This window comes from Paenibacillus sp. FSL P4-0338, from assembly GCF_038002365.1.
In the GTDB taxonomy this organism is placed as follows: Bacteria; Bacillota; Bacilli; order Paenibacillales; family Paenibacillaceae; genus Paenibacillus_AQ.
Map to the genome: position 1 here is coordinate 939,458 of NZ_JBBOCG010000002.1, position 26,300 is coordinate 965,757.

Annotated in this window: 19 protein-coding genes; 11 read left to right on the forward strand and 8 right to left on the reverse strand. The window is 53.4% G+C overall.

The window, feature by feature from the left end:
* The first annotated feature begins 15 nt into the window (after nt 1-15).
* A complete protein-coding gene (locus MKZ07_RS28100) occupies nt 16-948 on the forward strand; it encodes a sensor histidine kinase (protein ID WP_036702018.1) in 933 nt (310 codons plus the stop codon).
* Nucleotides 949-1,537: 589 nt separating this feature from the next.
* Nucleotides 1,538-2,830 (forward strand): group II intron reverse transcriptase/maturase, encoded by a 1,293-nt coding sequence (gene ltrA, locus MKZ07_RS28105; protein ID WP_036694821.1) that lies wholly within the window; start codon nt 1,538-1,540, stop codon nt 2,828-2,830.
* A gap of 441 nt (nt 2,831-3,271) precedes the next feature.
* Here the strand turns inward: ltrA (MKZ07_RS28105) and MKZ07_RS28110 are convergent, their stop codons facing one another.
* Together MKZ07_RS28110 and MKZ07_RS28115 are read right to left on the reverse strand one after the other, a co-directional pair.
* Complete coding sequence (locus tag MKZ07_RS28110) at nt 3,272-3,622, reverse strand: nuclear transport factor 2 family protein (protein ID WP_051494108.1); 351 nt, start codon at nt 3,620-3,622, stop codon at nt 3,272-3,274.
* A gap of 161 nt (nt 3,623-3,783) precedes the next feature.
* The gene (locus tag MKZ07_RS28115; RefSeq protein WP_036702019.1) at nt 3,784-4,701 is read right to left on the reverse strand and encodes a helix-turn-helix transcriptional regulator; all 918 of its coding nucleotides are present in this window, start codon (nt 4,699-4,701) and stop codon (nt 3,784-3,786) included.
* A gap of 126 nt (nt 4,702-4,827) precedes the next feature.
* Between MKZ07_RS28115 and yicI the strand changes: the two genes are divergently transcribed.
* The 3 genes from yicI (at nt 4,828) to MKZ07_RS28130 (ending at nt 10,465) form a co-directional block, all read left to right on the forward strand.
* Entirely contained in the window at nt 4,828-7,149 is a 2,322-nt protein-coding gene (yicI, locus tag MKZ07_RS28120) for an alpha-xylosidase (RefSeq protein ID WP_341028843.1), read from the forward strand.
* A 572-nt stretch (nt 7,150-7,721) separates the two neighbouring features.
* Nucleotides 7,722-8,897 carry an SGNH/GDSL hydrolase family protein gene (locus MKZ07_RS28125; RefSeq protein ID WP_341028844.1) on the forward strand — a complete coding sequence of 392 codons (1,176 nt, stop codon included), beginning with the start codon at nt 7,722-7,724 and terminating at the stop codon, nt 8,895-8,897.
* Nucleotides 8,898-9,232: 335 nt separating this feature from the next.
* Complete coding sequence (locus tag MKZ07_RS28130; RefSeq protein WP_076162511.1) at nt 9,233-10,465, forward strand: IS110 family transposase; 1,233 nt, start codon at nt 9,233-9,235, stop codon at nt 10,463-10,465.
* Nucleotides 10,466-10,640: 175 nt separating this feature from the next.
* Here MKZ07_RS28130 and MKZ07_RS28135 read toward each other — a convergent pair whose 3' ends face one another.
* Both MKZ07_RS28135 and MKZ07_RS28140 read right to left on the reverse strand, forming a co-directional pair.
* Nucleotides 10,641-12,353 carry a helix-turn-helix domain-containing protein gene (locus MKZ07_RS28135; protein ID WP_341028845.1) on the reverse strand — a complete coding sequence of 571 codons (1,713 nt, stop codon included), beginning with the start codon at nt 12,351-12,353 and terminating at the stop codon, nt 10,641-10,643.
* Nucleotides 12,350-14,188, reverse strand: coding sequence for a sensor histidine kinase (locus MKZ07_RS28140; RefSeq protein WP_036701342.1), 1,839 nt, complete (start codon nt 14,186-14,188; stop codon nt 12,350-12,352). Before MKZ07_RS28140 ends, MKZ07_RS28135 begins: the two co-directional genes overlap by 4 nt.
* Before the next feature lie 133 nt (nt 14,189-14,321).
* Between MKZ07_RS28140 and MKZ07_RS28145 the strand changes: the two genes are divergently transcribed.
* From MKZ07_RS28145 to ltrA (MKZ07_RS28160), 4 genes are all read left to right on the forward strand, one after another.
* Entirely contained in the window at nt 14,322-15,203 is an 882-nt protein-coding gene (locus tag MKZ07_RS28145; protein WP_036701340.1) for a carbohydrate ABC transporter permease, read from the forward strand.
* The gene (locus MKZ07_RS28150) at nt 15,203-16,036 is read left to right on the forward strand and encodes a carbohydrate ABC transporter permease (RefSeq protein ID WP_036701338.1); all 834 of its coding nucleotides are present in this window, start codon (nt 15,203-15,205) and stop codon (nt 16,034-16,036) included. The genes MKZ07_RS28145 and MKZ07_RS28150 overlap by 1 nt, the downstream gene beginning before the upstream one ends.
* A gap of 59 nt (nt 16,037-16,095) precedes the next feature.
* Nucleotides 16,096-17,400 (forward strand): ABC transporter substrate-binding protein, encoded by a 1,305-nt coding sequence (locus tag MKZ07_RS28155; protein WP_036701336.1) that lies wholly within the window; start codon nt 16,096-16,098, stop codon nt 17,398-17,400.
* Nucleotides 17,401-18,025: 625 nt separating this feature from the next.
* Nucleotides 18,026-19,318, forward strand: a complete 1,293-nt coding sequence (gene ltrA, locus MKZ07_RS28160; protein ID WP_036694821.1) for a group II intron reverse transcriptase/maturase — start codon at nt 18,026-18,028, stop codon at nt 19,316-19,318.
* A gap of 215 nt (nt 19,319-19,533) precedes the next feature.
* On the opposite strand, the gene MKZ07_RS28165 is transcribed toward ltrA (MKZ07_RS28160), so the two are convergent.
* A complete protein-coding gene (locus tag MKZ07_RS28165; RefSeq protein ID WP_341028848.1) occupies nt 19,534-19,722 on the reverse strand; it encodes a hypothetical protein in 189 nt (62 codons plus the stop codon).
* 124 nt (nt 19,723-19,846) lie between these two features.
* Between MKZ07_RS28165 and MKZ07_RS28170 the strand changes: the two genes are divergently transcribed.
* Complete coding sequence (locus MKZ07_RS28170) at nt 19,847-20,767, forward strand: LysR family transcriptional regulator (RefSeq protein WP_235218581.1); 921 nt, start codon at nt 19,847-19,849, stop codon at nt 20,765-20,767.
* A gap of 145 nt (nt 20,768-20,912) precedes the next feature.
* On the opposite strand, the gene MKZ07_RS28175 is transcribed toward MKZ07_RS28170, so the two are convergent.
* On the reverse strand, nt 20,913-21,749 hold the full coding sequence (locus tag MKZ07_RS28175; RefSeq protein WP_051494062.1) for an AraC family transcriptional regulator: 837 nt from the start codon (nt 21,747-21,749) through the stop codon (nt 20,913-20,915).
* A 119-nt stretch (nt 21,750-21,868) separates the two neighbouring features.
* Between MKZ07_RS28175 and MKZ07_RS28180 the strand changes: the two genes are divergently transcribed.
* Nucleotides 21,869-23,908, forward strand: coding sequence for a beta-galactosidase (locus MKZ07_RS28180; RefSeq protein ID WP_036701332.1), 2,040 nt, complete (start codon nt 21,869-21,871; stop codon nt 23,906-23,908).
* 89 nt (nt 23,909-23,997) lie between these two features.
* Here the strand turns inward: MKZ07_RS28180 and MKZ07_RS28185 are convergent, their stop codons facing one another.
* Nucleotides 23,998-25,188, reverse strand: coding sequence for a Ger(x)C family spore germination protein (locus MKZ07_RS28185; RefSeq protein ID WP_036701331.1), 1,191 nt, complete (start codon nt 25,186-25,188; stop codon nt 23,998-24,000).
* Nucleotides 25,181-26,284: a GerAB/ArcD/ProY family transporter gene (locus tag MKZ07_RS28190; protein ID WP_036701329.1), complete on the reverse strand. Its 1,104-nt coding sequence runs from the start codon at nt 26,282-26,284 to the stop codon at nt 25,181-25,183. Before MKZ07_RS28190 ends, MKZ07_RS28185 begins: the two co-directional genes overlap by 8 nt.
* Nucleotides 26,285-26,300 lie beyond the last annotated feature (16 nt).

Below are 26,300 nucleotides of genomic sequence, written 5' to 3' on the forward strand. Positions count from 1 at the left end.
AAGGAGGGAAGACAAATGTATCTTGCTATAGCCATCATTGCCGCTCTGGCGGCTGTAGGGATATTGCTTGTGTATCTACTGCAGCGGCAGAGCATGATTCAAGTGCGGCGGCAATTGACGGAGTGGGAGTCGTCTTCCCTGCAGCACCTGCATGTCAAGCTGCCTCTGCCCGGGAAGGAGATGGAGAAGCTCATCGTGGCCCTTAACCGGCTGCTGGATCAGCGCCAGAGAGAGCGGGTGATCCACCAGTCGAGAGAGCGCGCCGTGAAGGAAGAGATTGCCAATCTGTCCCATGATCTGCGGACTCCGCTTACGTCCATGCATGGATATGCCTATCTGCTGAAAGATCCCCTTGCCTCCGAGGCCGAGCGGCAGCAGTATATGGAGATCATCATGCATAAAATGGCGGTCATGAACAATATTGTGGAATCATTCTATGAATTATCCAGTATGGACTCGGGGGACTCTCCCTTGGACAGCCAGCCGGTCTATCTCTACAGTCTACTGAGCGAAGTGATTCTGGCGTTTCATCCGGACCTTACGCAGAAGGGCATTGAGGTGCAGCTTCATCTGGATGAGAACGTCAAGACGATTTCCCTGGATGAAAAAGCCATGATCCGCATTTTCTCCAATGTGCTCCAGAATGTGCTCCGTTACGGCAAGAACCGCTTAACCATCTCCCTGTTTACGGAACAGCAGCAAGTGAAGCTGAAGTTCGTCAATGAAACGGAGCATATCCGTGAGCAGGATCTGCCGAGGCTGTTCGAGCGGACGTACACCAGCGATCCTTCGCGGTCGAGCGGTCAGCTCGGTCTCGGCTTAGCCATTGTGAAGCAATTGGTTGAGAAGCAGGGGGGCACGCTTGGCGCGGCGCTGGACGGCGGAGTGTTTCAATTATTCATAGCATTTGGGGAGGATTGTCTCATACCAAAGAAATCGCTCCTTTGAAAGGGCTGGGCGGGAGCCCAATCTTCCGAAGGAACGATTTCTTTTTTAAATATAAGGCGTGCCCAGAAAGCGCGTATCTTCTAACCGGTGAAAGTCCGGTCACGGGAGGGGCCAAGCCCCCGTGTAGCTAGGATGCCTGCGTACGGCGAAATCCGTGCGTAGAAGCGCATCGACAAAAGTCCGGTCAGAGACAGGGCGAGCAACCCGCCAGGCCGTAACATGAAGTGAATCCTGCCGCGTCGTCATAAAGGCCCCGCAAGGGGGAAGAGAGGAAGTCGAACCTCGCTTATATGGGTGAAGACCATGGAAGCTGCAGAGAACTTGGAACGGCAGTGAAGAATCCTCCGGCGTATGGGGATCGGCATGGAAGGAAAGAAGACATAGTGAACTGGGGAGACCCTCCCCCACACGGGAGGATTTTTTTTTTAGAAACCCGTAAAAAGACGCTCTATAAGTCCAAAAGATGAAATGAACCGTCTGTGGGAAGGGAGTCCGAGGGGCTCATAGTACCGAGGAACCTAAGGACAACATAACCTTAGGGAGAGAAGGAGCCCTGCTTTGTTTATGCTTTTGGAGGAGGTACGAGTGAGTGAATGCCAGTAGGCTAACGACACCTAAGGAAAAAGTTCAAGAACTCCAAGAAAAGCTAGGTCATGCGGCCAAGGAGAACAACAAGCGTAAATTCCATGCACTGTACGACAAAGTCTACCGCTGGGATGTGCTGAGTGAAGCCTGGAAACGGGTGAAAGCGAACAAGGGGGCTGCCGGAGTAGATACGGTGACGCTCGCGGATATTGAGAAACAAGGAGAAGTGCAATTTCTCAAAGACTGCGAGCGAGCATTAAAGGATGGTAACTACCACCCACAGCCCGTACGGCGGCACTATATCCCAAAGAAAGACGGGAAACCAAGACCGCTGGGCATACCCAGCGTGCGCGACCGAGTGGTGCAGATGGCAACCAAACTCGTCATTGAACCGATCTTCGAAGCGGATTTCGAAGAAGTATCCTTCGGATTTCGCCCGAAGCGAAGTGCGAAAGGAGCACTGGATCGAATCCGGAAAGCCTGCAACCGCAAAGGAAATTGGGTAGTCGACGTCGACATCCAAGGTTACTTCGACAATATTAACCAGGAGAAACTGATGAAATTGGTACAAATGCGTATCAATGACAGACGAATCCTGAAGTTAATCCGGAAGTGGCTTCAGGCGGGAGTCATGGAAGAAGGAAACGTAAGACGTTCCGATTTAGGCACACCACAAGGTGGAGTGATCTCACCACTTTTGGCGAACATCTATCTGAACTATTTTGACCGACTGTGGGAAAAACACGGGAAAGGAGTAGGTGAACTCACGAGGTATGCAGACGATCTTGTGGTGGTCTGTAAAACTAAAAAGGACGCCGGACATGCGTATGAACTCATACGCAGAATCATGGAACGTCTGGAGCTGACGCTACACCCAACCAAAACCCGTATTGTCGGCTTATGGACAGGAGACGAAGGATTCGACTTCTTAGGAATGCACCACCGGAAAAAGAAGGCAGAAACATCCCAAGGCAAGGTGTATTACACCACGCAGCAGTGGCTAACGAAGAAGGCGGAGGAACGAATTCGAGGCGTGGTTAAAGAAAGATTAGCACCGCCCAGCATGCGTTCGAAATCGTTTGCGGAACACGTGGAATGGCTCAATCCCAAGATTCAAGGATGGAGAAACTACTATTACACAAAGTACAGCCAAAAGAGGTTAGCAAAACTGGATTGGTATATTCTGCAACGATTTACCCGGTGGTATGCGAAGAAGAGACAACGAGGAAGATGGATGAGATCCCGGTCAGAAGTTAGATATTTGACCATCCAATATGGACTAAAAACGCTATTGTAATCTGCATGCCGATGAATGACAAACATCGGAAAGCCGTATGAGGGAAAACCTCACGTACGGTTTGATGAGGAGGGGCTGGGTTGCACCAGCCCTTTACTCTAGAATTATACGTTCCACATGATAAATTATCCTTCTATTTCTCGCTGAAACGGTACCGTCCTCTAAAAGGACGGCAAAGCCGTTTCCACTTGCAGGAAATTAGGATGGAGGATCATGCTCCTTCATTTATCTCGAGGATGCTGGCGTGAGGGAGGGCGGGCCGAATGTATGTGGAAAACAGCATAGTGCTCGCACGCAGGCACACGTCCCGAATGTATGCTAAAAACAGTACACATTGAGCTCGTACGCAGACGTATGGCCCAAATGTATATCAAAAACAGCATACATTCGGTGCTATCCCGTTCACCCGTTAGGGTGATTTTGTGCTGGATACATTAAAGCTTATTTTAGCGTGATGATCAGCTCGCTGATTTTGCCGCCTTGTACCTTGAATTCATGGGTGAACTGCTGCGGGGCGGGAACACGGTTCTTATTGAACTCCCCCTCCATCTCAGCGGTCACCGCAATGCGGCCCTGGATTTCTTCAATTTCCATAATAGTAAAGCGGACCTTAGCAGAGAAAAGCTCGGATTCACCCCAAGCCGCAATGGCTTCTGTGCCTTCGGCCGACTTCCCGTTATCCTTCACGGTAGCGCCGGGAGCGAACAATTCGATCAGAGCGTCGGGCTGGTATTGGTTTACTGCATTGTAGAAGTCCTGTACCTCAATTGGCAAGGTAACATGTTGATTCATGAATATCTGCCTCCTGTAAGTAGATTGGTGGGGGAACGGCATGTCCACCGGAATGAGCCATTAGGCCACCGCTGAAGCGGCAGGTGCCTGGTCATCCATACACTAACTTAAACGTATCCGGGCAACCGTAAGCAGGAAAAAGAAAGGGAGCGGGGTTCAGCCTACGGATAAAGCTGGTTCTGCCCGGCGAAGGGACTGGCGTCCTTGCGGAATTCTGAGGGCGAGCAGTTCATGACTTTGCGGAACACTTTGATGAAGTAGCTGACGTTGTCGAAGCCGACATCCATGGCAATATCGGAGATTTTGCGGTCCCCCTGCTTCAGCAGGGCTGCGGCCTGGCGGACCCGGTAGGAGTTAATGTAATCGACGGGCGTCTTGCGGGTCATGCTTTTGAAAAAACGGCAGAATTGCCCCTCGCTCATCGGAATCAGCCCCGACAGGTCACGGGTACGGATCGGCTCCTGGTAGTTGTCCTGGATATAGAGAATTACCCGTTTCAGGCGGTCAATCTTCGCGGGCTCCGTGCCTACGGACTGGCTGTGGTTGACGAAGCGCCCCGGCTGCGCAATCTGTGAGAGCATAATCAGCAGGGTTCCTTTCATAAAAGCTTCGAATCCGGGCATTTGTTGCTCATACGCGTTCATCATGCGGTTCAGATGCAGCAGCAGCTCCGCCTGCCAGGGAACAGAAGGGGTGAGGTGGCGCGGAAAGCTCTGGCGTTTCTCCTGAAGCGGCAAAATGACGCTCTGCTGGATGGTATCATATTGGGCGCTGGCCAGCAGGTCGGGGTGGAAGACAAGGGCGCAGAAGCGGCAGGGGGTCTCCGTAAGTGCGTGAGCGGCGTGGATATCCCCGGATTCAATGAACACAGCCTCACCGGGACGAAGCGTGAAATAGTCGCTGTCCACTTGAAACAGAATCTCGCCTTCCAGCAGCAGGAAGAACTCGGCTTCCTCATGCCAGTGGGTGTCCAGGACATGCGCTCCGGCGGGAAGGTCAATCCAGTAGGCAGCCAGGGGGAACATGACATCCCCGTGTTCGCGGTCTTCTTTGAGCAAGCGCTGCGAGGTGCGGTCCATTAGGGGCCTCCTTGTGAGATTACGTCAAAATAGTGTTATAAATGAGCTTTATATTATTAGTTTTGAACTTTTATTATCGGTATAATGCAACTATATACACCAAATCGAAGGGTGGCAAGTGCACATATGAAATTTACAGACGGCTTATGGCTGGTACGTGACGGAATTACAATCAATGGTGCAGTGCAGAACTATGTGGTAGAAAAAACGGAGGAAGGCCTGACTGCCATCACGCAGACGACGCCCATCACGGGACGTTCGGCGACGCTCAACTCCACACTGCTGACGGTGAAATTCCATTCCCCGCTTCCGGGCGTGGTAGGCGTCAAGATTATTCATAACGACGGCGTGATTCCACGCGGACCTTCGTTCGAGCTGACTGAGGGAACCGGCGATCATGTGGAAATCGAGGAGACAGAGGCGCAGACGGTGCTGATCAGCGGAGGACTCCGCGTGGTCATCAACAAGGGTACTCACTGGTCTGTGGACTTCTACCGCGGCGACGAGCGGATTACCGGCAGCGGTTACAAATCGATGGCCTACATCACGGATCAGGAAGGCAACACCTTCATGCGTGAGGAGCTGGACTTAGGCGTTGGCGAATTCGTGTATGGTCTGGGCGAGCGATTTACAGCTTTTGTAAAAAACGGCCAGGTGGTCGATCTGTGGAACAAGGATGGCGGGACAAGCTCGGAGCAGGCCTACAAGAACGTTCCGTTCTATGTGACGAGCAAGGGATATGGTGTATTCGTGAACCAGCCGGAGTTGGTCTCGTATGAGATTGCATCTGAGAAGGTGAAGAAGGCCCAGTTCAGCGTAGCGGGCGAGAGCCTGGAATACTTCGTGATTGAAGGGCCGACGATTAAAGAGGTCATCACCAAATACACCTCCCTGACCGGCAAGCCTGCGCTGCCTCCGGCCTGGACCTTCGGTCTGTGGCTGACGACTTCGTTCACTACAGACTACGATGAAGCTACGGTGAACTCCTTCGTGGAAGGGATGGCGGAGCGCGATCTGCCGCTGCATGTATTCCACTTCGACTGCTTCTGGATGCGCGAATATCAATGGACGGATTTCCAGTGGGATTCCCGTGTGTTCCCGGACCCGGTGGGTATGCTGAAGCGCCTGCACGACAAGGGGCTGAAGATCTGCGTGTGGATCAACTCCTATATCGGACAGCGCTCCCCGCTGTTTGAAGAAGGCCGCAAGAACGGTTATCTGCTCAAAAAAGCTAACGGCGACGTCTATCAGACCGACCTCTGGCAAGCGGGTATGGGCCTGGTCGACTTCACGAACCCTGCGGCTTGTGAATGGTATGCCGGTTACCTGCGTGACCTGGTGGACATGGGCGTAGACAGCTTCAAGACGGACTTCGGCGAACGGATTCCGACGGATGTGGTCTACTTCGACGGCTCCGATCCATACAAGATGCATAACTACTATACCCAGTTGTATAACAAGGTTGTCTTTGAAGTGCTCAAAGAGAAGCTTGGCAAAAATGAAGCAGCTGTCTTCGCACGCTCCGCCACAGCCGGCGGGCAGCAGTTCCCGGTTCACTGGGGCGGCGACTGCTACGCTGACTATGAATCGATGGCAGAGAGCCTGCGCGGCGGCCTGTCGCTTGGATTGTCCGGCTTCGGCTTCTGGAGCCATGACATCGGCGGATTTGAGAACACTGCTCCGGCGCATGTGTTCAAGCGCTGGCTGGCCTTTGGCCTGCTCTCCAGCCACAGCCGCCTGCACGGCAGCACCTCTTACCGTGTGCCTTGGGCGTACGACGACGAAGCTGTCGATGTCACCCGCTTCTTCACTAAGCTGAAGTGCAGCCTGATGCCATACCTGTATGATGTAGCCGGACAGGCGCATGAGCAGGGCTGGGCCTCAATGCGGGCGATGGTGATGGAGTTCCCGGAAGATCCGACCTGCGAGGTACTGGACCGCCAGTACATGCTGGGCGATTCCCTGCTGGTGGCTCCGATCTTCCAGGAGAACGGCGAAGTGAAGTACTACCTGCCAGCTGGACGCTGGACACACCTGTTGAACGGTGAGACCGTACAGGGCGGATCATGGCGCAAGGAGAAGCATGACTTCTTCAGCCTGCCGCTGTTTGTCCGTCAGAATTCCCTGCTTGCGCTCGGTAGCGAGGACAGCCGTCCGGATTATGATTTTGCCGACGGTGTGAAGTTCGGGCTGTACTCCCTGGAGGATGGTAAGTCTGCTGTTGCGACTGTGCGCGATATCCACGGCGCTCCTGAGCTGAAGGTTGAAGCGGTACGCAGCGGCAGCGCTGTAAAAGTAACTGCCGAAGGCAGCGGCAAAGCATTCACCCTGGCGGTGAAGGATCTTGGCGCTATCGCCTCCGTGGAAGGTGCGGAGCAGGTAGATGAGACAACAGTGAGCGTGGGCGCGGGTGAGAAGTCCGTATCGTTCACGATTACGCTGAAATAAGACAGCTATAGACTGAATTAACATACCTGCAAGACAGAATGAATACACCCGTACGCGGGCTTAGCATGTGGTGTGCCCTTAAGTAACCAAGCTCTCTGATGACAGGGGACATTCGTCTCCTGGATCGGGGAGCTTTTTGGGGATTGGCGGCGTTGGAGGGATTGTTGCTCGCTATGGCGCACAATGGGCTAAATGCTGCAAGAAGTGCAACATTCCCCTCAGCAGGAGCAGGGCTATAGCGAATTGTTGTCAAAAATGCAGCATTTCAGCTTCCCAGAGCGAATCAGCGGCGAAATTCCTGCATTTTGTGCAACATTGCACCGGAATAGCGGGTTTCACAGGCATCAGTGTTGCAGATAATGCAACATTAGTCGGGCAGGAGTGGGGGCAAAGTTTGGTCAAAGGCGAGCTATAGCCGGGAGGAAGCCGGGCAGAAGTTGGGCCAGTCGGTCGAAGTCGTGTCAAAGTTGGGCCAAGTTAGTGCCGAGTTAAGTTTCTGTACAGCACCAGCCGCCCTACCCACCACCCATCAGCCAGAGAAGCAACATCAGAATAAGAAGGAGTCGATGACTATGAGCAATATTGAGAACAGTCCAGCCGGAGTGTTGAGCCAGCCGGAGTTCACCTCGGCCACCGCGCTGTCTACAACCGCCAATTATATTATGAACGCACCGGAGCCGTTCACCCATACGTACCGCACCTATATCCGGCTGCGGGAGAACGGCAAGCTGACGCTGAAGTTCTGGCACAGCAACGCGGTGGATTCCACCTGGGATCTGGGCGCGGACGCCGTAGCCAGTGAACCGGGCGGCAAGTGGAGCATCGAAGCGGCATATGTCGCCGATGGCGGAGCCGCGCCGGACGGCAGCATTGTGCCGGGCTCACAGGTGCCGGTTACCTTCGGCGGCGAACGGTCGCGGTGTGTGGAGCCAGGCGAGCAGTTCTGGAGCGACGAAGCGCTTCTGGAGCTGCCGGAGGGGCACATGTTGGCCTTCACTTGGACCTTGAACACGGCTGGTGCAGGAAAGTCATTCCCCTTCAATGTGGAGGGAATGCTGGTCTCCGGCTACGATGCACCGGGCAATTTGGCCGCTCAGGAATCTGCGGATGCGTTCAGTGAATCGGACAAGCTGCAGGTCCTCCCAAGCTTCCTAGGCTACAAGAAGGGCGTAACGAAGAAGCTGGTATTCCTGGGTGACTCTATCACGCAGGGGGTACGGACGGCCAAGGATCAATACACACACTGGACGGCAAGAATTGCGGAGGGGCTGGGCACAGAGTATGGAGTGTGGAATATCGGCTCCGGTTGGGGCCGGGCTTATGATGTAGCCACGGACGGGCCTTGGCTGCATAAGGCGCAGCAGGGCGATGAGGTGCTGATCGTGCTGGGTGTGAATGATCTTGATATCGGCCAGCGCTTGGCAGAGGAATTGCTGGAGGACCTGGCGTACATTATCTCCCGGATCAAGGAAGCTCAGCCGGAGGCGGCGGTTATTCTCAGCACAGTGCCACCTTTTAATTTCGAGGGGGGGCGGGAAACCTATTGGCGCAAAGTCAATGATTGCATTCGTACGAGCCCTCCGGCCGGAGTGGACCGCGTATTCGACATGGCCGCCGTGCTCTCTGTTGCGGCCCCCGCTGACCATAGAATTAAGCCGGAATACATGAGCGACGAGTTCGACCCGCATCCGAACGGTGCGGCGGGCAAGGCAGTGGCGGAGGCTTTTTTGGCGTGGTACAGAGGTTAGCGGAATTTACCAGCAAACGAACGCCAGCAATTAAAAGAGTGGAGTAACCGTGGCAAATGTATGCGAAAAACAGGCATGACAAGACAGATGCCTTGTCACCCCCAGGAATGAAAATAAGCGGGTGGCATCCGTCGCAACCATTCTAAATGAGGCTGTAGTCGTCAACACTACATATACAAATCAAAGGGCGGAAACGGTTACTGGGATACACCCCGTGCGAAAAACCGTTCTATTGCGCTTTTCGAGCATCGCCTATTGTAGCCCCAAAAGTACGTGTATTAAATTACACTCACTCGAGCGCATGATTTGTAAACTGACGATGGAGGATGGTTGGAATGGATGCTGTACGTATGTGTTGCGCCGGTCTGGACGTGCACCAGGAAACCGTTGTGGCCTGCGTGTTGAAAGGACCGATCGAACAGAAACCACAATGTCACCTGAAAACCTTTGGGACGACAACCAAAGAATTGCTAGGCCTGCAAGATTGGCTGAGTGAACACGGCTGCCGGGAGGTGGTGATGGAGAGCACGGGCGTGTTATGGAAACCGGTATGGAACATCTTAGAGGGCAGTTGTGATCTGGTCTTGGCCAACGCCCAGCGGGTAAAGAATACGCCGGGTCGAAAAAGTGACATGCAAGATGCGCGCTGGTTAGCGCAATTGCACCGTTGCGGGCTCATTGAAGGCAGTATGGTGCCCGAACAGGACATCCGGGATTTGCGAGACTTGACCCGTTACCGGAGTAAGATGGTGCAGGCGGTGACGGCGGAGAAAAACCGCATTCACAAAATCCTGCAGGATGCCAACATCAAGCTAACCACCTTTATGTCCGATCTATATGGGGTTTCAGGGCGGGGCCTGCTCCAGAAGATCATGGACGGCGAGGTCATCGACGAAGGGACCGTTAAGAACCTGGTCAAAACCCGTTTAAAAAAGAAAGTTCCGCAGTTGCTAGACGCGCTCAATGGCAAGCTGCGCCGTCATCATCGCGAGATGATTCGAGACCACTGGGACCACTTGGTCTATTTGGAGAAAAGGATCACGGAACTGGAAGCTCGAATCGAGGCGAAGGCAGAACCGTACCTGGAGAAGATTGAACAAATTGACTCCATTCCAGGAATTGAGCGGACGTCTGCCGTGACCATCTTTGCCGAAGTGGGGCCGCATGTCGCGGAAATGTTCCCGAGTGATGCGCAGTTTGCTTCATGGGCGGGGGTGTGTCCAGGGAACAACGAAAGCGCTGGAAAGCGAAGAAAGTCAAAAACGATGCAAGGGAACAAGCATCTGAAAGGGGCCTTGTGTCAGGCGGCTTGGGCAAACTCTCGCTCCTCGAACCGGATCGGACAATTCTTTCGACGAATTCGAAAGAGACGAGGCGATAAAAAAGCAAACGTCGCCACCGCGCATTTGCTGATTCGAATCCTCCATGCCCTGATGCGGGAGAAGAGGTCATACCAAGAAATAGACGTCTCACTAGGCGATGAGACGTCCAAGAAAAACACGTTAGATAGGTACGTGAAATATATCCAGCAGTTAGGATATAGTGTTCAATTGAATCCTATCCCATAGTCTTCCCTTTTTCAAAAAAACGAAACGTTTTTTGGGGCGGTGGGTCTTTTTTTGTCAAAAACCCAGTCTGCGGCGCATTTTCCGATATTTTTATTTTCGTATTAAACCGAATACAACAAGGCAATCAGTTAATCAGCACCCAGTAATCAGTATTCATCCACCACCCAGACGGAGCTTAATGCTCCGCCTGATCCCGGTAGTCCTTAGGCGAATGGCCGGTGTGCTTTTTGAAGACTTTGCTGAAGTATTTGACGTCGTGGAAGCCGACCATTTCTGAGATCTGGGCCAGCTTGAGGCCCGGATTCTGCATCAGCAGCTTGGCCTTCTCGATGCGGACGCTGACGATGTAGTCGGAGAAGTTGATGCCGTATTCCTGCTTGAACCGGCGTGAGACATACTCGCGGCTGACCTGGAATTTGCCCGCCACCTCCTGAAGGGAGAGATCTGACGGGTAATTCTGCTCGATGTATTTTACGATCTCCGTCATCGGGTTCCGCTCTTTCTGCTGTCTGTCCGTGAGCGCCCGGGATAACTGCTGCATGAAGGCAAGGGACCAGTCGCGCCAGGCGAACAGGGAGAAGGAATAGCCGCTGGGCTGCGGAGAGGGGTACTGCTGGTCCCCTTGCTCAAGCTCAGCCAGCACGTTAGCAGCCTGGCTGCCAAGTGCTTCCCGGACCAGACGGGAGCGCATCAGCAGCGCATCGGCCTTCCAGTCGTTCAGCATCTGCGGCGTAACCACTCCCCGGCGGCTAAGCTCCTGGGTCCAATGCTGCGCCGCTGCGCTTAGGGCTTCGGGCGTCCCGCTGATGACCGCCATCCGCCAGTCCTCCTGAACATCGGCGAAGCTCAGCGGGACTGCGTTCTCCCGCTTATCGCGCTGCTTTCCGCCGAGCATCGCCCCCGGCCCCGCGTCCGTTTCCGTGCCAGTCACCCCACCAGACAACGCCCCCGCATCCCGGCTGCTTTCAGCTCCCGCAAAATGGCAGTAATCCTCATGCCTAAGCAGATTCCGCCGCAGCAGGGCTTCGGCGGCTTCGGCACGTCCTGCCGGCAGATGCGCGGGGAAGGCGCCCGGCGTGCTGATTCCGAAATGCATGCGGAATTGCAGCGTCAGGAAGATGCCCTGATTCATCCGGCTGATCAGCGAAGTGACGGATTCATGCGGCTCCCAGAGCAGAATGGCAATCTCCGGCGGCCCGCCCCAATAGCGGAACGCTATGCCCGTGCCCTGCTGCAGAAATTCGTTGCAGATGTTCACGATGGCGTAGTAGAGCAGCTCGCTGTCACCGCCGAAGCGCCGCAGCAGCGGATTGTTGCCGTTGTCCGTCTGCACAAGGAGCAGGCGCGAGGTCTTACTGTCCGGCGGGATGATGCCGTCATGGATCAGACGGCGCAGCGAGGCCTCGGCATTCACCCGGTCATCGATCAATGCGGACAGCAGCTTCTCCCCGAAGATCGGCTTGATCTCATTCAGCCGGAGGCTCTGGTGCTGGCGGTGGCTGCGTTCCGCTTCCTCGGCCCTCCAGGCGGTTACCGCCTTGGATACCGCGCTGTTAATCATATCCGGCTCAATCGGCTTCAGGATATAATCGATGCCGCCATGGCGGACGGTCTGGCGGACGAAGTCGAAGTCATTATGCCCGCTGACCACAATGAACTTGGTACTGCCTGCGAATTCATCCACCCAGGTCATCAGCTCCAGGCCGCTCCCGGACTCCATCATCATATCCATAATGACCAGCGCAGGCTTCTCCTGGCGGATTAGACCGATGGCCTCATTGCCGTTCCCGGCCTCCAGAATTTCCTCAATCTGATGAGCATCCCAGTCCACCAGCAGGCGGACTGCCTTCCGGACTCTTGCTTCGTCATCTACAATCAGTGCCTTCATATCCGTTCACTCTCCACTACGATATCGATTTCCAAGCGGATGATTACCCCGCCTGCCTTCAGATTATCCACGGTCAGCAGGGCATTATCCCCGCAGACCAGCCGCAGCCTGCCCAGCACATTGCCGAGGCCGATGCCCGCGCCCGGAGCATCGCGTCTGATAGGGCTGTCCTGTCCGGCGTTCTGCAGCAGCTCCCGTTCTTCAGCGGTGCTGGACTGCTCCAGCTCCTTGCGCAGCGCTTCCAGCCGGCCTGCCGGAATGGGGAGGCCATTGTTGGCGATGCTGATCTCCATCCGCTCCGGGGTTACCCCGGCCACGTTAATCTCAATATATCCGTCCTGCCGGTCAAGCTGGAAGCCGTGCTTGAAGTAATTCTCCACAATCGGCTGAAGGATCATTTTGGGCATCAGCGCCTGAAGCAGCGGCTCCTCCACTTCACAACTGAAGCTGAACTTGTTCTCAAAACGCTCCTTCTGCAGCTGGATATACGCTTTGACATGGTCCAGCTCATTCTGGACCGTCACCACCTTCTCATCATTGTACATGCTGTAGCGCATCATTTTGGCCAGAGCCGAGAGCAGGCCATAGATCTGCGGCACCTTCAGCTCCAGAGCCAGCGTACCGATAATCTGGAGAGTGTTGTTCAGAAAATGCGGGTTAATCTGGGACTGGAGCGCCCTCAGCTCATTGGTCCGGCTCGCCAGCTCCAGCCTGTACTCCCGCAGGATCAGATTGTTGATCGTGTCCATCATACTGCGGAAATGCTCGGTGACCACACCGATCTCGTCGTTGCCTGCCGGGCGGATCTCAATGTTGAGGTTACCGGTCTGGACCTGATTCATATACCGGGTCAGCTGCTTGATCGGCGCGGTAATCCGGAAGGCGACGAGGATCGTCAGAATAATGATCGTCACCAGCAGCAGCGCCAGCAGCAGCAGGTTGATCGCGGCGGCCTCCTTGGCTTCGCGGAACAGGTAGGAGACAGGAATTTGCTTGACAAGCGTCCAGCCGAGGCCGATGCTGTCGATTTTTTGATAGATAAATACGGAGCTGTCCTGTTCAAAATAACCCTGCAGCTGCGTGCTGTCCGCAATCTGATTGTTATACCAATCGGCATTCAGCGGTTTGCCTAGCAGCCCGGTAGTCTGGCTGTAGACCAGCCTGCCGCTGCTGTCCACCAGGTAGAGATTCTCCTGATCCTGCTCGTACAGCTGGTCCACAATCTCACTGAGGGCAGTCAGCTTGACATCAATAGACAGATAGCCTAACGCCTGAGAGGTAGGGACACGCTCAATCCTGCGGTGCAGGGTAAAGACTGGCTCCGGTATGAACTGTGTTAACGGTAGCCTCAGCCCGTAAGCATTGCTCAGATGCGTACTCTGCACGCTTACCGGAGAGCTTCCGCTCAGACTGGACTGGTGGTAGGGTGCAGCAGCCAGCCAGCGCTTGGGTGTTGTGTTGTCGGTAATCAGCGTAGCCTTCGAGTCTTTCACACTGTATAAGTACACCTGTGAGAGGTGGGGCAGCGAGGTGGAGATATAGCTGAGCGAGTTATAGATGGCAATATCGGAGGACAGATCGTCGTACCCTGCTTCAAGCAGCCGGTAGAAATCGCCGTCCGAATACACGTTCAGCGACAGACGGTTGATCTCCTGCAGCAGACTGTTAATGTTCTTGTAGCCCTGATAGAGCAGATTCTTGTTCTCATCGACCGCCCGGTCCCGCAGCGACTTGGTGGTGTGGGAATAGCTGACATACATCGTAGCCATAATGCAGATTAAGGTGGGCACAAGCAGAAAGACGATCAGCTTCGTGCGGATACTGGTCCATTTCATGGGGCGGGTCACATCCAGGTCAATATTTTACACCCTAAAGATCACTTGCGTAGGTGTAAGAGGCTCTGCAAAAAACAGATAATATCTTTAGATCATAAACAAGTGAGTGAGTAAAAGAAAGGGGGGCCATAACATGCGCGGCAATAAATTGTCCCAATTCGGTCAGCAGGTATTTTTCGTTGGCCCGGCATTATTGTTTTTTACCTTGATCATGATTATTCCGTTTCTGATGGGGATGTACTACTCTTTCACGGACTGGAACGGCGTATCCGGTAATGTAAGCTGGGTCGGCTTTGAGAATTTTAAAAGTATTTTTACGAATGATCACGATTTCTGGTCATCCTTCTGGTTTACCGTGAGGTTCACCGTGCTGGGTGTGATCTTGACTAATGTAGTAGGCTTCTTCCTGGCCTATCTGTTGACCAAACCTTTGAAGACACGCAATATGCTCCGGACCATTTTTTTCATGCCGAATGTGATCGGGGGCCTGCTGCTCGGGTTCATCTGGCAGTTCATCTTCATCAAAGGCTTCGCCACTATGGGCGATCTTACCGGCCTGTCCTTCTTCAACCTTCCCTGGCTCGGGGATGCGACCACCGGCTTCTGGGCGATTGTCATGGTATTCATCTGGCAGTCCTCCGGTTATTTGATGGTCATCTACATCGCTTCGCTCAGCAACGTCTCCAAAGAGGTGCTCGAAGCTGCCGAGATTGACGGCGCTTCCCGGATGCAGGTGCTGCGCAACATCATCCTTCCGCTGATTATGCCTGCGGTTACGATCGGACTGTTCCTGGCGATCTCCTGGTCCTTCAAGATGTTCGACCTCAACCTCTCGCTGACCAAAGGCGGGCCGTTCAAGTCTACGGAATCTGTAGCGATGAACATTTATAACGAAGCCTTCCTGAATAACCGTTATGGTCTGGGTACGGCAAAGGCGCTGTTGTTCTTCCTCATTGTAGCGCTGATCACTGTCATTCAGGTTCGTATAACGAAGAGTAAGGAGGTAGAAGCTTAATGAATGCCAAGACCAAAAGCAGATGGAATATCGGCATTGAAGTGATGATGATCCTTCTGGCGCTTCTGTTCCTCTCTCCGTTCTACTTCCTGCTGGCGAACTCGGTGAAATCCTTCGGCGAGATTCTGAGCGACGCGGCAAGCTGGCCGCAGACCTTCATGTGGTCGAACTATGCCAATGCCTGGAAGCTGGCCCGGTTCTCCGAGGCCTTCCGCAACTCGCTGATCATTACGATCATCAGTGTAGCGCTTATCTCGCTGTTCAGCGCGATGGCGGCGTACCGCATGGTGCGTGCCAATAACCGGTTCAACCAGATTCTTCTGCTGCTGATGGTAGCGGCGATGGTGGTTCCGTTCCAGACGATTATGATTCCGATCCTGAAGGTTGTGAACGTCCTGGGCGTGAATAACTCGTTCACAGGTCTCATTATCTCCCATCTGGGCCTCAGCATTCCGATGGCGATCTTCCTGTTCCACGGCTTCATCAAGTCTGTGCCGCTGGAGATTGAAGAGGCGGCCACGGTGGATGGCTGTAACCCGATCTCGGCGTTCTTCCGGATTGTATTGCCTCTCTTGAAGCCGATGCTGATGACCATTATCGTGCTGAATGCGCTGGGGATCTGGAATGACTATCTGCTGCCGTCCCTGATTCTTCAAGCACCCGGACTGCGGACCATTCCGCTGGCGACCTTCTCCTTCTTCGGCCAGTATACGAAGCAGTGGGATATGGCGCTTCCGGCACTGACCATCGGGATTGCCCCGATTGTTATCTTCTATCTGTTCATGCAGCGTTACATTGTTGAGGGAATAGCGGCTGGCTCGGTGAAGGGTTAATTCACCGGGCTCCCGTTCCACATAAGAAGCAGTTAAATTATTCAAGGGGGAAATATCTAATGAAGAAGAAACATTCTGCACTGATGATGTCATCCGTAATGCTAATGTCAGTAGTGCTCGCGGCTTGTGGCGGCAATGCCGATAAGTCTGCCTCCAATAATGCTTCTAATGGAAGCGCTGGCAATAGCGGCGCTGTGAAGACCGTTAAGATTTTCCAGTTCAAAACTGAGATTGTGGAAGGCCTGAATGAGCTGAAGGTGGAATTCGAGAAGGAGCATCCTAACATCAAGCTGGATATCCAGACCGTGGGCGGCGGTGCAGACTATGGTGCAGCGCTCAAGACCAAATTCGCTTCCGGCGATGCTCCTGATATTTTCAGTAACGGCGGGTATGCCGAAATGGCACTGTGGGCTGACAAACTGGAAGACCTGTCGGACCAGCCTTGGGTGAAGGATCTGATTCCACTTGCAGCAGAGCCTATGACCAAGGACGGCAAAACCTACGGGATGCCAATGAACCTTGAAGGTATCGGTTATGTATACAACAAGGACCTGTTCGCCAAAGCCGGGATTACAGAGACGCCAAAAACCATTTCCCAGCTTGAAGAAGCAGCAAAAAAGCTACAGGCGATTGGCGTAACTCCGTTTGGCAACGCTTATCAGGAATGGTGGCTGCTGGGGATTCAGGGGATTAGCGTAGCTTTTGCTCAGCAGGATAATGTAGATGAATTCATCAAGGGCCTGAACGACGGAACTGCATCCATTGTAGGGAATGAGAAGTTCAAGGATTGGAGCAACTTGCTGAACCTGACGGTAAAATACGGCCAGAAGAATCCGCTGACCACCGATGCCAATACTCACCTGGCACTGTTCGCCAAGGGAGAAACGGCTATGATGCAGGAAGGCAACTGGGCACAGACGCTGGTGGACAACATTACGCCGGACATGAACATCGGGATGTTCCCGATGCCCATCAACGATGATGCGGCGATGAACGATAAGCTGTCGGTGGGCGTTCCGGCGAACCTGGTAGTGAATAAGGAATCCGGCTCCAAGGAAGAAGCCAAGACGTTCCTGAACTGGCTGGTCACTTCGGATATGGGGAAAGAGTATATCGTGAAGAAATGGAAGTTCATTCCTGCGCTATCCACTATTCCAGCAACCCCTGAGGATATCGGTCTGCTGGGTGCGGATGTCTGGAATTATGTAAAAGAAGGCAAGGTATACGGGCTGCAGGCTTCCAAATTCCCTGATGGCGTTACACAGGAATTCGCCAGCTCTATTCAAGAATTGATTGCCGGCAAAGTAGATGAAGCCGGCTGGGAGAAGGGCATGCAGGCTGCCTGGGATAAGCTGAAGAAATAAGACGAAGCGCTTAAGTAAGCGAAGCTGTGAAGGACGCTCCAGTCGCTCTCCGAAAAGGAGAGGAGGCGGGGCGTCCTTTGTGTAAATATAAGGCGTGCCCAGAAAGCGCGTATCTTCTAACCGGTGAAAGTCCGGTCACGGGAGGGGCCAAGCCCCCGTGTAGCTAGGATGCCTGCGTACGGCGAAATCCGTGCGTAGAAGCGCATCGACAAAAGTCCGGTCAGAGACAGGGCGAGCAACCCGCCAGGCCGTAACATGAAGTGAATCCTGCCGCGTCGTCATAAAGGCCCCGCAAGGGGGAAGAGAGGAAGTCGAACCTCGCTTATATGGGTGAAGACCATGGAAGCTGCAGAGAACTTGGAACGGCAGTGAAGAATCCTCCGGCGTATGGGGATCGGCATGGAAGGAAAGAAGACATAGTGAACTGGGGAGACCCTCCCCCACACGGGAGGATTTTTTTTTTAGAAACCCGTAAAAAGACGCTCTATAAGTCCAAAAGATGAAATGAACCGTCTGTGGGAAGGGAGTCCGAGGGGCTCATAGTACCGAGGAACCTAAGGACAACATAACCTTAGGGAGAGAAGGAGCCCTGCTTTGTTTATGCTTTTGGAGGAGGTACGAGTGAGTGAATGCCAGTAGGCTAACGACACCTAAGGAAAAAGTTCAAGAACTCCAAGAAAAGCTAGGTCATGCGGCCAAGGAGAACAACAAGCGTAAATTCCATGCACTGTACGACAAAGTCTACCGCTGGGATGTGCTGAGTGAAGCCTGGAAACGGGTGAAAGCGAACAAGGGGGCTGCCGGAGTAGATACGGTGACGCTCGCGGATATTGAGAAACAAGGAGAAGTGCAATTTCTCAAAGACTGCGAGCGAGCATTAAAGGATGGTAACTACCACCCACAGCCCGTACGGCGGCACTATATCCCAAAGAAAGACGGGAAACCAAGACCGCTGGGCATACCCAGCGTGCGCGACCGAGTGGTGCAGATGGCAACCAAACTCGTCATTGAACCGATCTTCGAAGCGGATTTCGAAGAAGTATCCTTCGGATTTCGCCCGAAGCGAAGTGCGAAAGGAGCACTGGATCGAATCCGGAAAGCCTGCAACCGCAAAGGAAATTGGGTAGTCGACGTCGACATCCAAGGTTACTTCGACAATATTAACCAGGAGAAACTGATGAAATTGGTACAAATGCGTATCAATGACAGACGAATCCTGAAGTTAATCCGGAAGTGGCTTCAGGCGGGAGTCATGGAAGAAGGAAACGTAAGACGTTCCGATTTAGGCACACCACAAGGTGGAGTGATCTCACCACTTTTGGCGAACATCTATCTGAACTATTTTGACCGACTGTGGGAAAAACACGGGAAAGGAGTAGGTGAACTCACGAGGTATGCAGACGATCTTGTGGTGGTCTGTAAAACTAAAAAGGACGCCGGACATGCGTATGAACTCATACGCAGAATCATGGAACGTCTGGAGCTGACGCTACACCCAACCAAAACCCGTATTGTCGGCTTATGGACAGGAGACGAAGGATTCGACTTCTTAGGAATGCACCACCGGAAAAAGAAGGCAGAAACATCCCAAGGCAAGGTGTATTACACCACGCAGCAGTGGCTAACGAAGAAGGCGGAGGAACGAATTCGAGGCGTGGTTAAAGAAAGATTAGCACCGCCCAGCATGCGTTCGAAATCGTTTGCGGAACACGTGGAATGGCTCAATCCCAAGATTCAAGGATGGAGAAACTACTATTACACAAAGTACAGCCAAAAGAGGTTAGCAAAACTGGATTGGTATATTCTGCAACGATTTACCCGGTGGTATGCGAAGAAGAGACAACGAGGAAGATGGATGAGATCCCGGTCAGAAGTTAGATATTTGACCATCCAATATGGACTAAAAACGCTATTGTAATCTGCATGCCGATGAATGACAAACATCGGAAAGCCGTATGAGGGAAAACCTCACGTACGGTTTGATGAGGAGGGGCTGGGTTGCACCAGCCCTTTACTCTAGAATTTATATGTTGCACACAATAACTTATCCTTCTATTTCTCGCTGAAACGGTACCGTCCTTTCAAAGGACTGCAATGCCGTTTCCACTTGATAAGGCAGCGGCGGGTGGATCATCAGGCGGAAGGATAGCGTCTTTTTCTAAAGGTTCGGGAGAGTAAGGGGGTACCCTGGGGAGTCTGGGACTGTGCTTGCCGCAGCCTGTCCAGCAGGTCATAGACGGTAGTGATTTGCTTCGTATCTATAGTTAATGCGGTATCTTCCGGGCTGCCGGGAATTTTGAAATTCCACTGTTTATTTCCCATGAGTATCACTCCTTCTTTGGTATTTTTATCATAATCGGTGGAGCGGATCATGTATAATGAAGGGAAATGATGGTGGCCATCACTGCGGCTGATGGGTGATCCGGGGGAGCGATGCAGCGTGGATATGGGTCTTCTCAAAGTGTTTCAGGCGGTTGCTGAAGAAGGAAGTATCTCAAAGGCTGCACAAAGCCTGAACTATGTGCAGTCGAATGTGACTGCAAGAATTCAACAATTGGAGCAGGAGCTGAAGACTCCGCTGTTCTACCGGCATAGCCGGGGAATCACCTTGACCTCGGCAGGACGGACGTTCATGGAGTATACGGCCAAGATTCTTAATCTGCTGGATGAAGCCAAGCTGGCGGTACTGGATTCGCCGGTTCCGACAGGCTCAATTAGCGTTGGCTCGGATACGACGGCGGCAGTATGGCTGCCTGCTATCCTGTCCACGTACCGCGGGTGCTACCCGGATGTGGAAGTTCATCTTAAGGTCGGACGGGCGGGGGAGCTTATCGAGTCGGTTCTGCAGCATAACGTGCAGGGGGCCTTGATGGACGGACCGGTGGAGCACCCGGAGCTTGTTCAGGAGCTGCTCATTCAGGAGCGGATTGGGCTGGTGATACCCGATACGATGGATTATCAGGGTATCCGCTCTGTTCATGACAAGACTCTGCTGATGCTAAATTCAGAATGTCTGTACCGGAACAGGCTGGAGAGCTGGCTGGCGGAAGAGGGCGGACGGCTGGGTAAGGTAATGGAGTTCGGGACGATGGAAGGATTGCTCGGCTGCGTAAAGGCGGGAATCGGCTATGCGGTGCTGCCGTTATCCTATTTCACCCGGATGAATGTCACTGAGGGTATCCGGATCTATCCGTTCCCCGAGCAGTATGCAGAGGTGCCGACGGTATTCATCCGGCGGCGTGACCTCTATATGACGAGTGCGTTCCGGGAGTTCATAGAAGAGCTGAAGGCAGGGTTGCCGGAAGCGGTGAGCGGTACAGACAGGCTGCAAGGCAGCGGCGGTACTGTGGAGGAACAAGCGCAGTGAAGTCATCAGCGTAGTATAAGATCATATATTTATGCCGCAAAAGACGGATACCCCACTTAGGTGGATGGTATCCGTCTCTGTGTTTGTATAGGAAATGTCGAGTGCAATATGTATACGGAAAAGCGAACACAATCTTACGTGCTACTCAGTGCAGCTTCCTGAACTGCTCCGGCGTAACCGCCGACTGCTTGCGGAAGGTGGCTACGAAATGGCTGACATCGCGGAAGCCGACCAGCTGCGAGATGGCCTTGACGGTAAGCTCGGGCTGGGCGACTAGCAGCTCCTTGCTCTTGCGGATGCGCAGCCGGACGAAATAAGCATAGGGGGAGAGCCCGAAGGTCTGCAGGAACAGGCTGTTCAGATATCTGCCGGACACCTCAAGCCGGGAAGCGAGATCACTGAGACCTACCTCGGGATCGCCATAATGGCTGTCCATCCATTTCAGCAGCGGCTGAAGCTTGTCTACATTGCGGGAGATCGCCGTGTTGTTATGCAGCTGCCCGTATTTGTTCAGAGTCAGCAGGAACCGGTAGGCATCGCTGGATTCCCCGAGACTGAACATGTCATTCGAAGCATCGTGGCGGTCCAGCATCTCCTTCAGCATCCAGCGCAGCGGCGCTCCGCTCTCCCAGCGGTAGAACAGGCTGGTGTTCATCCCGAGCGAATCCAGAATATGCCGTGCTGAGGTCCCTCCGAAGGTGAGATAATAGGTGCGCCAAGTCTCTGAGGAGAGCGCTTCATAGCGGTGCGGTGTACCCGGCATCAGTAGAATGCCGCTGCCCTCGGTGAGGGTGAGCTTCTTGTTGTCGAAGTGGATCATCCCGCTACCATGCGCTGTCTGCAGCCAGTGATAGGTGTGATAGCCTTGCGGCCGGGAGACTTGTTCCTGATCAGGGTTATAGCCCATACTGTCGAGGGTGATGGGGAGCAGCTGGCCGCTCTCCTGGGCGAATACGATTCTGCGGACGGCATCCAGTGACATTCCGGTTCATCTCCTGTTGTTCCATATTATTATATTCCAATTCATTAATATTATATTTATAGCGATAGCGGTAGCGATTAAAATAAGAATATACTTATACTATAAAGGATGTGCGTAGCGTGATCAACGAGAAGTTACCTAAGATCTGGTACGGTGGAGATTATAACCCGGAGCAATGGGAGGCCCCGGTCTGGGCGGAGGACGAGCGGATGTTCAAGCTCGCGGGCATAGATGTGGCAACCATCAATGTGTTCTCCTGGGCGCTGATTCAGCCGTCTGAGGATACGTACGATTTCGCGGGTCTGGATGAATTAATCGACCGCTTATATAAGAACGGCACATATGTATGTCTGGCTACGGGTACAGGGGCGCATCCGGCCTGGATGGCTCACCGCTATCCTGAAGTGACACGGGTAGATGTCCAGGGCCGCAAGCGCAAATTCGGCGGGCGTCACAACTCCAATCCGAACAGTGCAATCTACCGCAAATATGCGGCGCTGCTGGCCGGCAAGCTGGCGGAGCGCTATAAGGATCATCCGGGCCTGGTGGCCTGGCATATCTCTAATGAATACGGCGGCTATGATTACTCCGAGCAGTCCGAGGCTGCTTTTCGCGTCTGGCTGAAGGACCGTTACGGAACGCTGGATGCGCTCAACAGAGCCTGGAACACACGGTTCTGGGGCCATACCTTCTATGACTGGGAGGAAATCGTTGTTCCGAATGAACTCAGTGAAGAGTGGGGGGGCAACCGGACCAACTTCCAGGGGATTTCTCTGGACTACCGCAGATTCATGTCGGATAGCCTGCTGGAATGCTACATCCTCGAATATGAGGCGATTAAGCAGTACAGCACGGATGTTCCAATTACGACTAACCTGATGGGCTTCTACCCGGAGCTGGACTATTTCAAGTGGGCCAAGTACCTGGATGTAATCTCTTGGGATAACTATCCGTCCTTGGACACCCCGGTCAGCTATACAGCGATGACGCATGATCTTATGCGCGGCCTGAAGAACGGCCAGCCGTTCATGCTGATGGAGCAGACGCCAAGTCAGCAGAACTGGCAGCCTTACAATTCCCTGAAGCGCCCCGGCGTGATGCGTCTCTGGAGCTATCAGGCGGTAGCGCGCGGTGCCGACACCGTGCTGTTCTTCCAGCTGCGGCGGTCCATCGGCGCGTGTGAGAAGTACCACGGAGCGGTCATTGAGCATGTAGGACATGAGCATACCCGCGTATTCCGCGAATGCGCCGAGCTGGGCCGGGAACTGGAAAGCTTGGGCGGCGAGCTGCTGGATGCACGCAGTGCGGCGCAGATCGGGATTGTCTACGACTGGGAGAACCGCTGGGCGCTTGATCTCTCCAGCGGCCCGTCCGTTGCACTGAATTATGTGGATGAGGTCCATAAGTATTATGATGCGCTCTATCAGCAGAACATCGAAGCGGATATGATCGGGGTAGAAGAGGATCTGTCGAGATACAAGATTGTCATTGCACCGGTGCTGTATATGGTGAAGCCGGGCTTCGCCGAGAAGGTCGAAGCCTTCGTCCAGGCAGGCGGGACCTTCATTACGACGTATTTCAGCGGGATTGTTAATGAGAACGATCTGGTTACGGTTGGCGGGTATCCGGGAGAGCTGCGCAAGGTGCTGGGAATCTGGGCCGAGGAGATCGATGCCCTTCTGCCGGGCATGAGCAATGAAATTGTAATGAATAAGGACTGGGGAGCCTTGAACCGTTCTTACACCTGCGGTCTGCTCTGCGACCTGATTCATCCCGAAGGCGCAGAGGTGCTCGCTCAGTATGGCGCGGATTTCTATAAAGGCATGCCTGCCCTGACGGTGAATAGCTTCGGTGAAGGCAAGGCCTATTATGTGGCCACAAGTCCCGATGCGGCCTTCCTTAACGGCTTCCTCGCTAACCTGTGCGCGGATAACGGCATTGTGCCGCTGGTCAGCGCACCTGAAGGCATTGAGTCCGTCCAGCGTGTGAAGGACGGCGTATCCTATCTGTTCCTGCTGAACCATTCAGCAGAGGAGCTTCGGGCGGATATTGGCGAAGGCAAGCGGACCGATCTGCTTACCGGGAAGAAGTCCAGCGGCTCCACCCCGGTTCCTGGGCACGGAGTGCTGATTCTCTCAGACAAATCAGACAAACAGTAAGGCACGACAAAGCTGTCCCGAAGGCCGTTTATTAGAAACGGTGGCCGGGACAGCTTCTTTTTTATACAGACTCACTTAACGGGATTATTCTATTGAGTGAAGGAGCCGAAGTCCGTAATCTTCAAATCAACGGTGACATGAATAGGGGTCCGGCTGAACTCCTCGTCCCAGTGATCCTCCAGCTTCCTCCATAAGGCGGGCTCCTGAATGCTGAGCCGGTTGGAGAACCCGGCGGCATCTGCTTTGTAATCGGACTGCAGCTTGTGAAGCAGGCTCTGCATCATCTGCTCCAGCCGCTTCTTGAACAGCTTCTCTGCTTTTTGGGGAAGATGGGTGGCAGCAGGGTATTCCTCTACGTTCCAGGTTTCAATCAGCCTTCCTTCCGTTTTAATGTTGACGTCGAAGGACAGATTGTCTCCGTCTACTTTGGACGTAATTTTACTTTTCATGGACTTGAGTTCGTAGGTAACGGGCTCATTGCTCCAGTCGTAGGTCTTAATGACCCCGCTTTGCCCCCCGTTGCTCAGCCAGGTCAAACATTCGGTATCCTCCTGATTTAGCGTCCCCACCCAGTTTCCTGTATCTCCTTTAATCACTCCGGCTCCCGAGAATTCTACCTCATCATTCGCCGTTACCAGGTTTTGCAGCGCAAAACTTCGTTTGGAGGCCATCAGGGCATCCATTTTGGATAAAATAACGGGGTCCAGCACCTTACTGGTTCTCTTCTGATTGCGCAGCATATCTCTGATGTGAAAGGCAGGGATTTCATTTTTTTGCTTCGAGACCATGGTGTCTGCTGCGCGGCCTTGGCTTAAGAACACCATCGTACTGGGACGGATATCATTATCCCGAAGGACGAAATCCAATAACTGGTTGATCTTCTGCTGCTTCAGCAGCTCACTTGAGATCACTATAACTTTGAGGTGGTGGCCGATGATCGGCCGTTCACGCAGAATCGAATATTGACGGAAGATCTCCAGCACAGAATCTCCGGTTCCGGTTACATTCATATAAGGTGCACTGCTACTGCTGTTACCTTGATTATCTACCCCTCCTACGGAGTTAGCCGGAACCATCTGCACAGTGGCGGTAATCTTATTTTTTTTATAATAAGTGGCGCCCTTGTCCTCCAGCTTCTGCTCTGTGGGTGAGAGCTCTCCGATATCCAGAGCCAGGCCAGCGTATAGGGCCAGATCCTCAATCTCTTTACTGCTCCAGCAGGAGGTCAGTGTGGCAAGAATCAGCAGACTGCACAGCACCACCAGAATTCGTCTATACATGCTGCTTCAGCCCCTTCACCCGGATGAGCCAGACGATGGAGAGCAGGACAGGCACCAGCAGGAACAGCCCCACTCCCATCTTGCCTATGGTATCCCCGAGTACGAACAGGTCGCTTAAGGATTTGGGCAGCATCGCCGAGATGAACAGCAGCGGGACCAGCGCATAAATAATCGGGTGCACCTTAAGCTTGAAGATCTGTGAGAGACCCAGTGAGGACTGGAAAAAGAAGCTGCTGAAGTTGCAGAACATCTGCATCAGCCAGATGACCATGAACGGGAATTCCAGACGCTCGAAGAAAAAACCCGACACCTCAAAGCTGCGCAATAGATCGATAGTGGGCCAGGTGCTGGAGATGGAGGAATCAATAGAGATGCCTCCGATCACTATAATGATAGTCAGGAAATAGATGGACAGCAGGATGGCGAGGCCTCCAAGCATGGCTTTGACAGCCTTTTTGGGGTCCTCCATGAACGCCACAAGTGTCATGGCCACTTCACAGCCGGTGAATACAAGCACGGTGGATTTGAGCCCCGCGAATACGGGGGACCATCCGTCGCCGAGTACAGGACGCAGATGATCGATATCGAACATCCGCAGGCTGAGCACGAAGGAGATGAGCAGAATCATAATGCTGATCGGAAAAACAATGGTGTAGACACGGGCTATAGAATTGATGCCTCCGTACACGAGATAGGTACTCAGCCAGAGAAAAGGAAGAATCACTGCCCAGATCGGAGTTCCCTCCAGGAGAAAAAACAAGGTAACCTCGGCCAGTGTACGGATCTCAAAGCCGGCGATAGTGATGAAATACAGAATTAACAGCATAGACAGAATACCGCCGATGAACCGGCCGGTCAGCAGCCTTGAGTACTGAAAGACGGTTTTTCCCGGAAATTGCTGGCTGATCTTCACCATAAGGAGTACAGCCAGCATCACAATGGCCCCGCCGAGCAGGGTGGAGATCCAGCCGTCCGGGGTTCCGACACTCTTGCTCACGCTGCGCGGCAGTGTGAGAATACCCGCGCCCAGCAAGGTGTTGTTCAGGAATATGGCCGTTTGTGTAGCGGTAATTTTGTCATCGGTGCGTATGAACATACTGCATTCCTCCTTA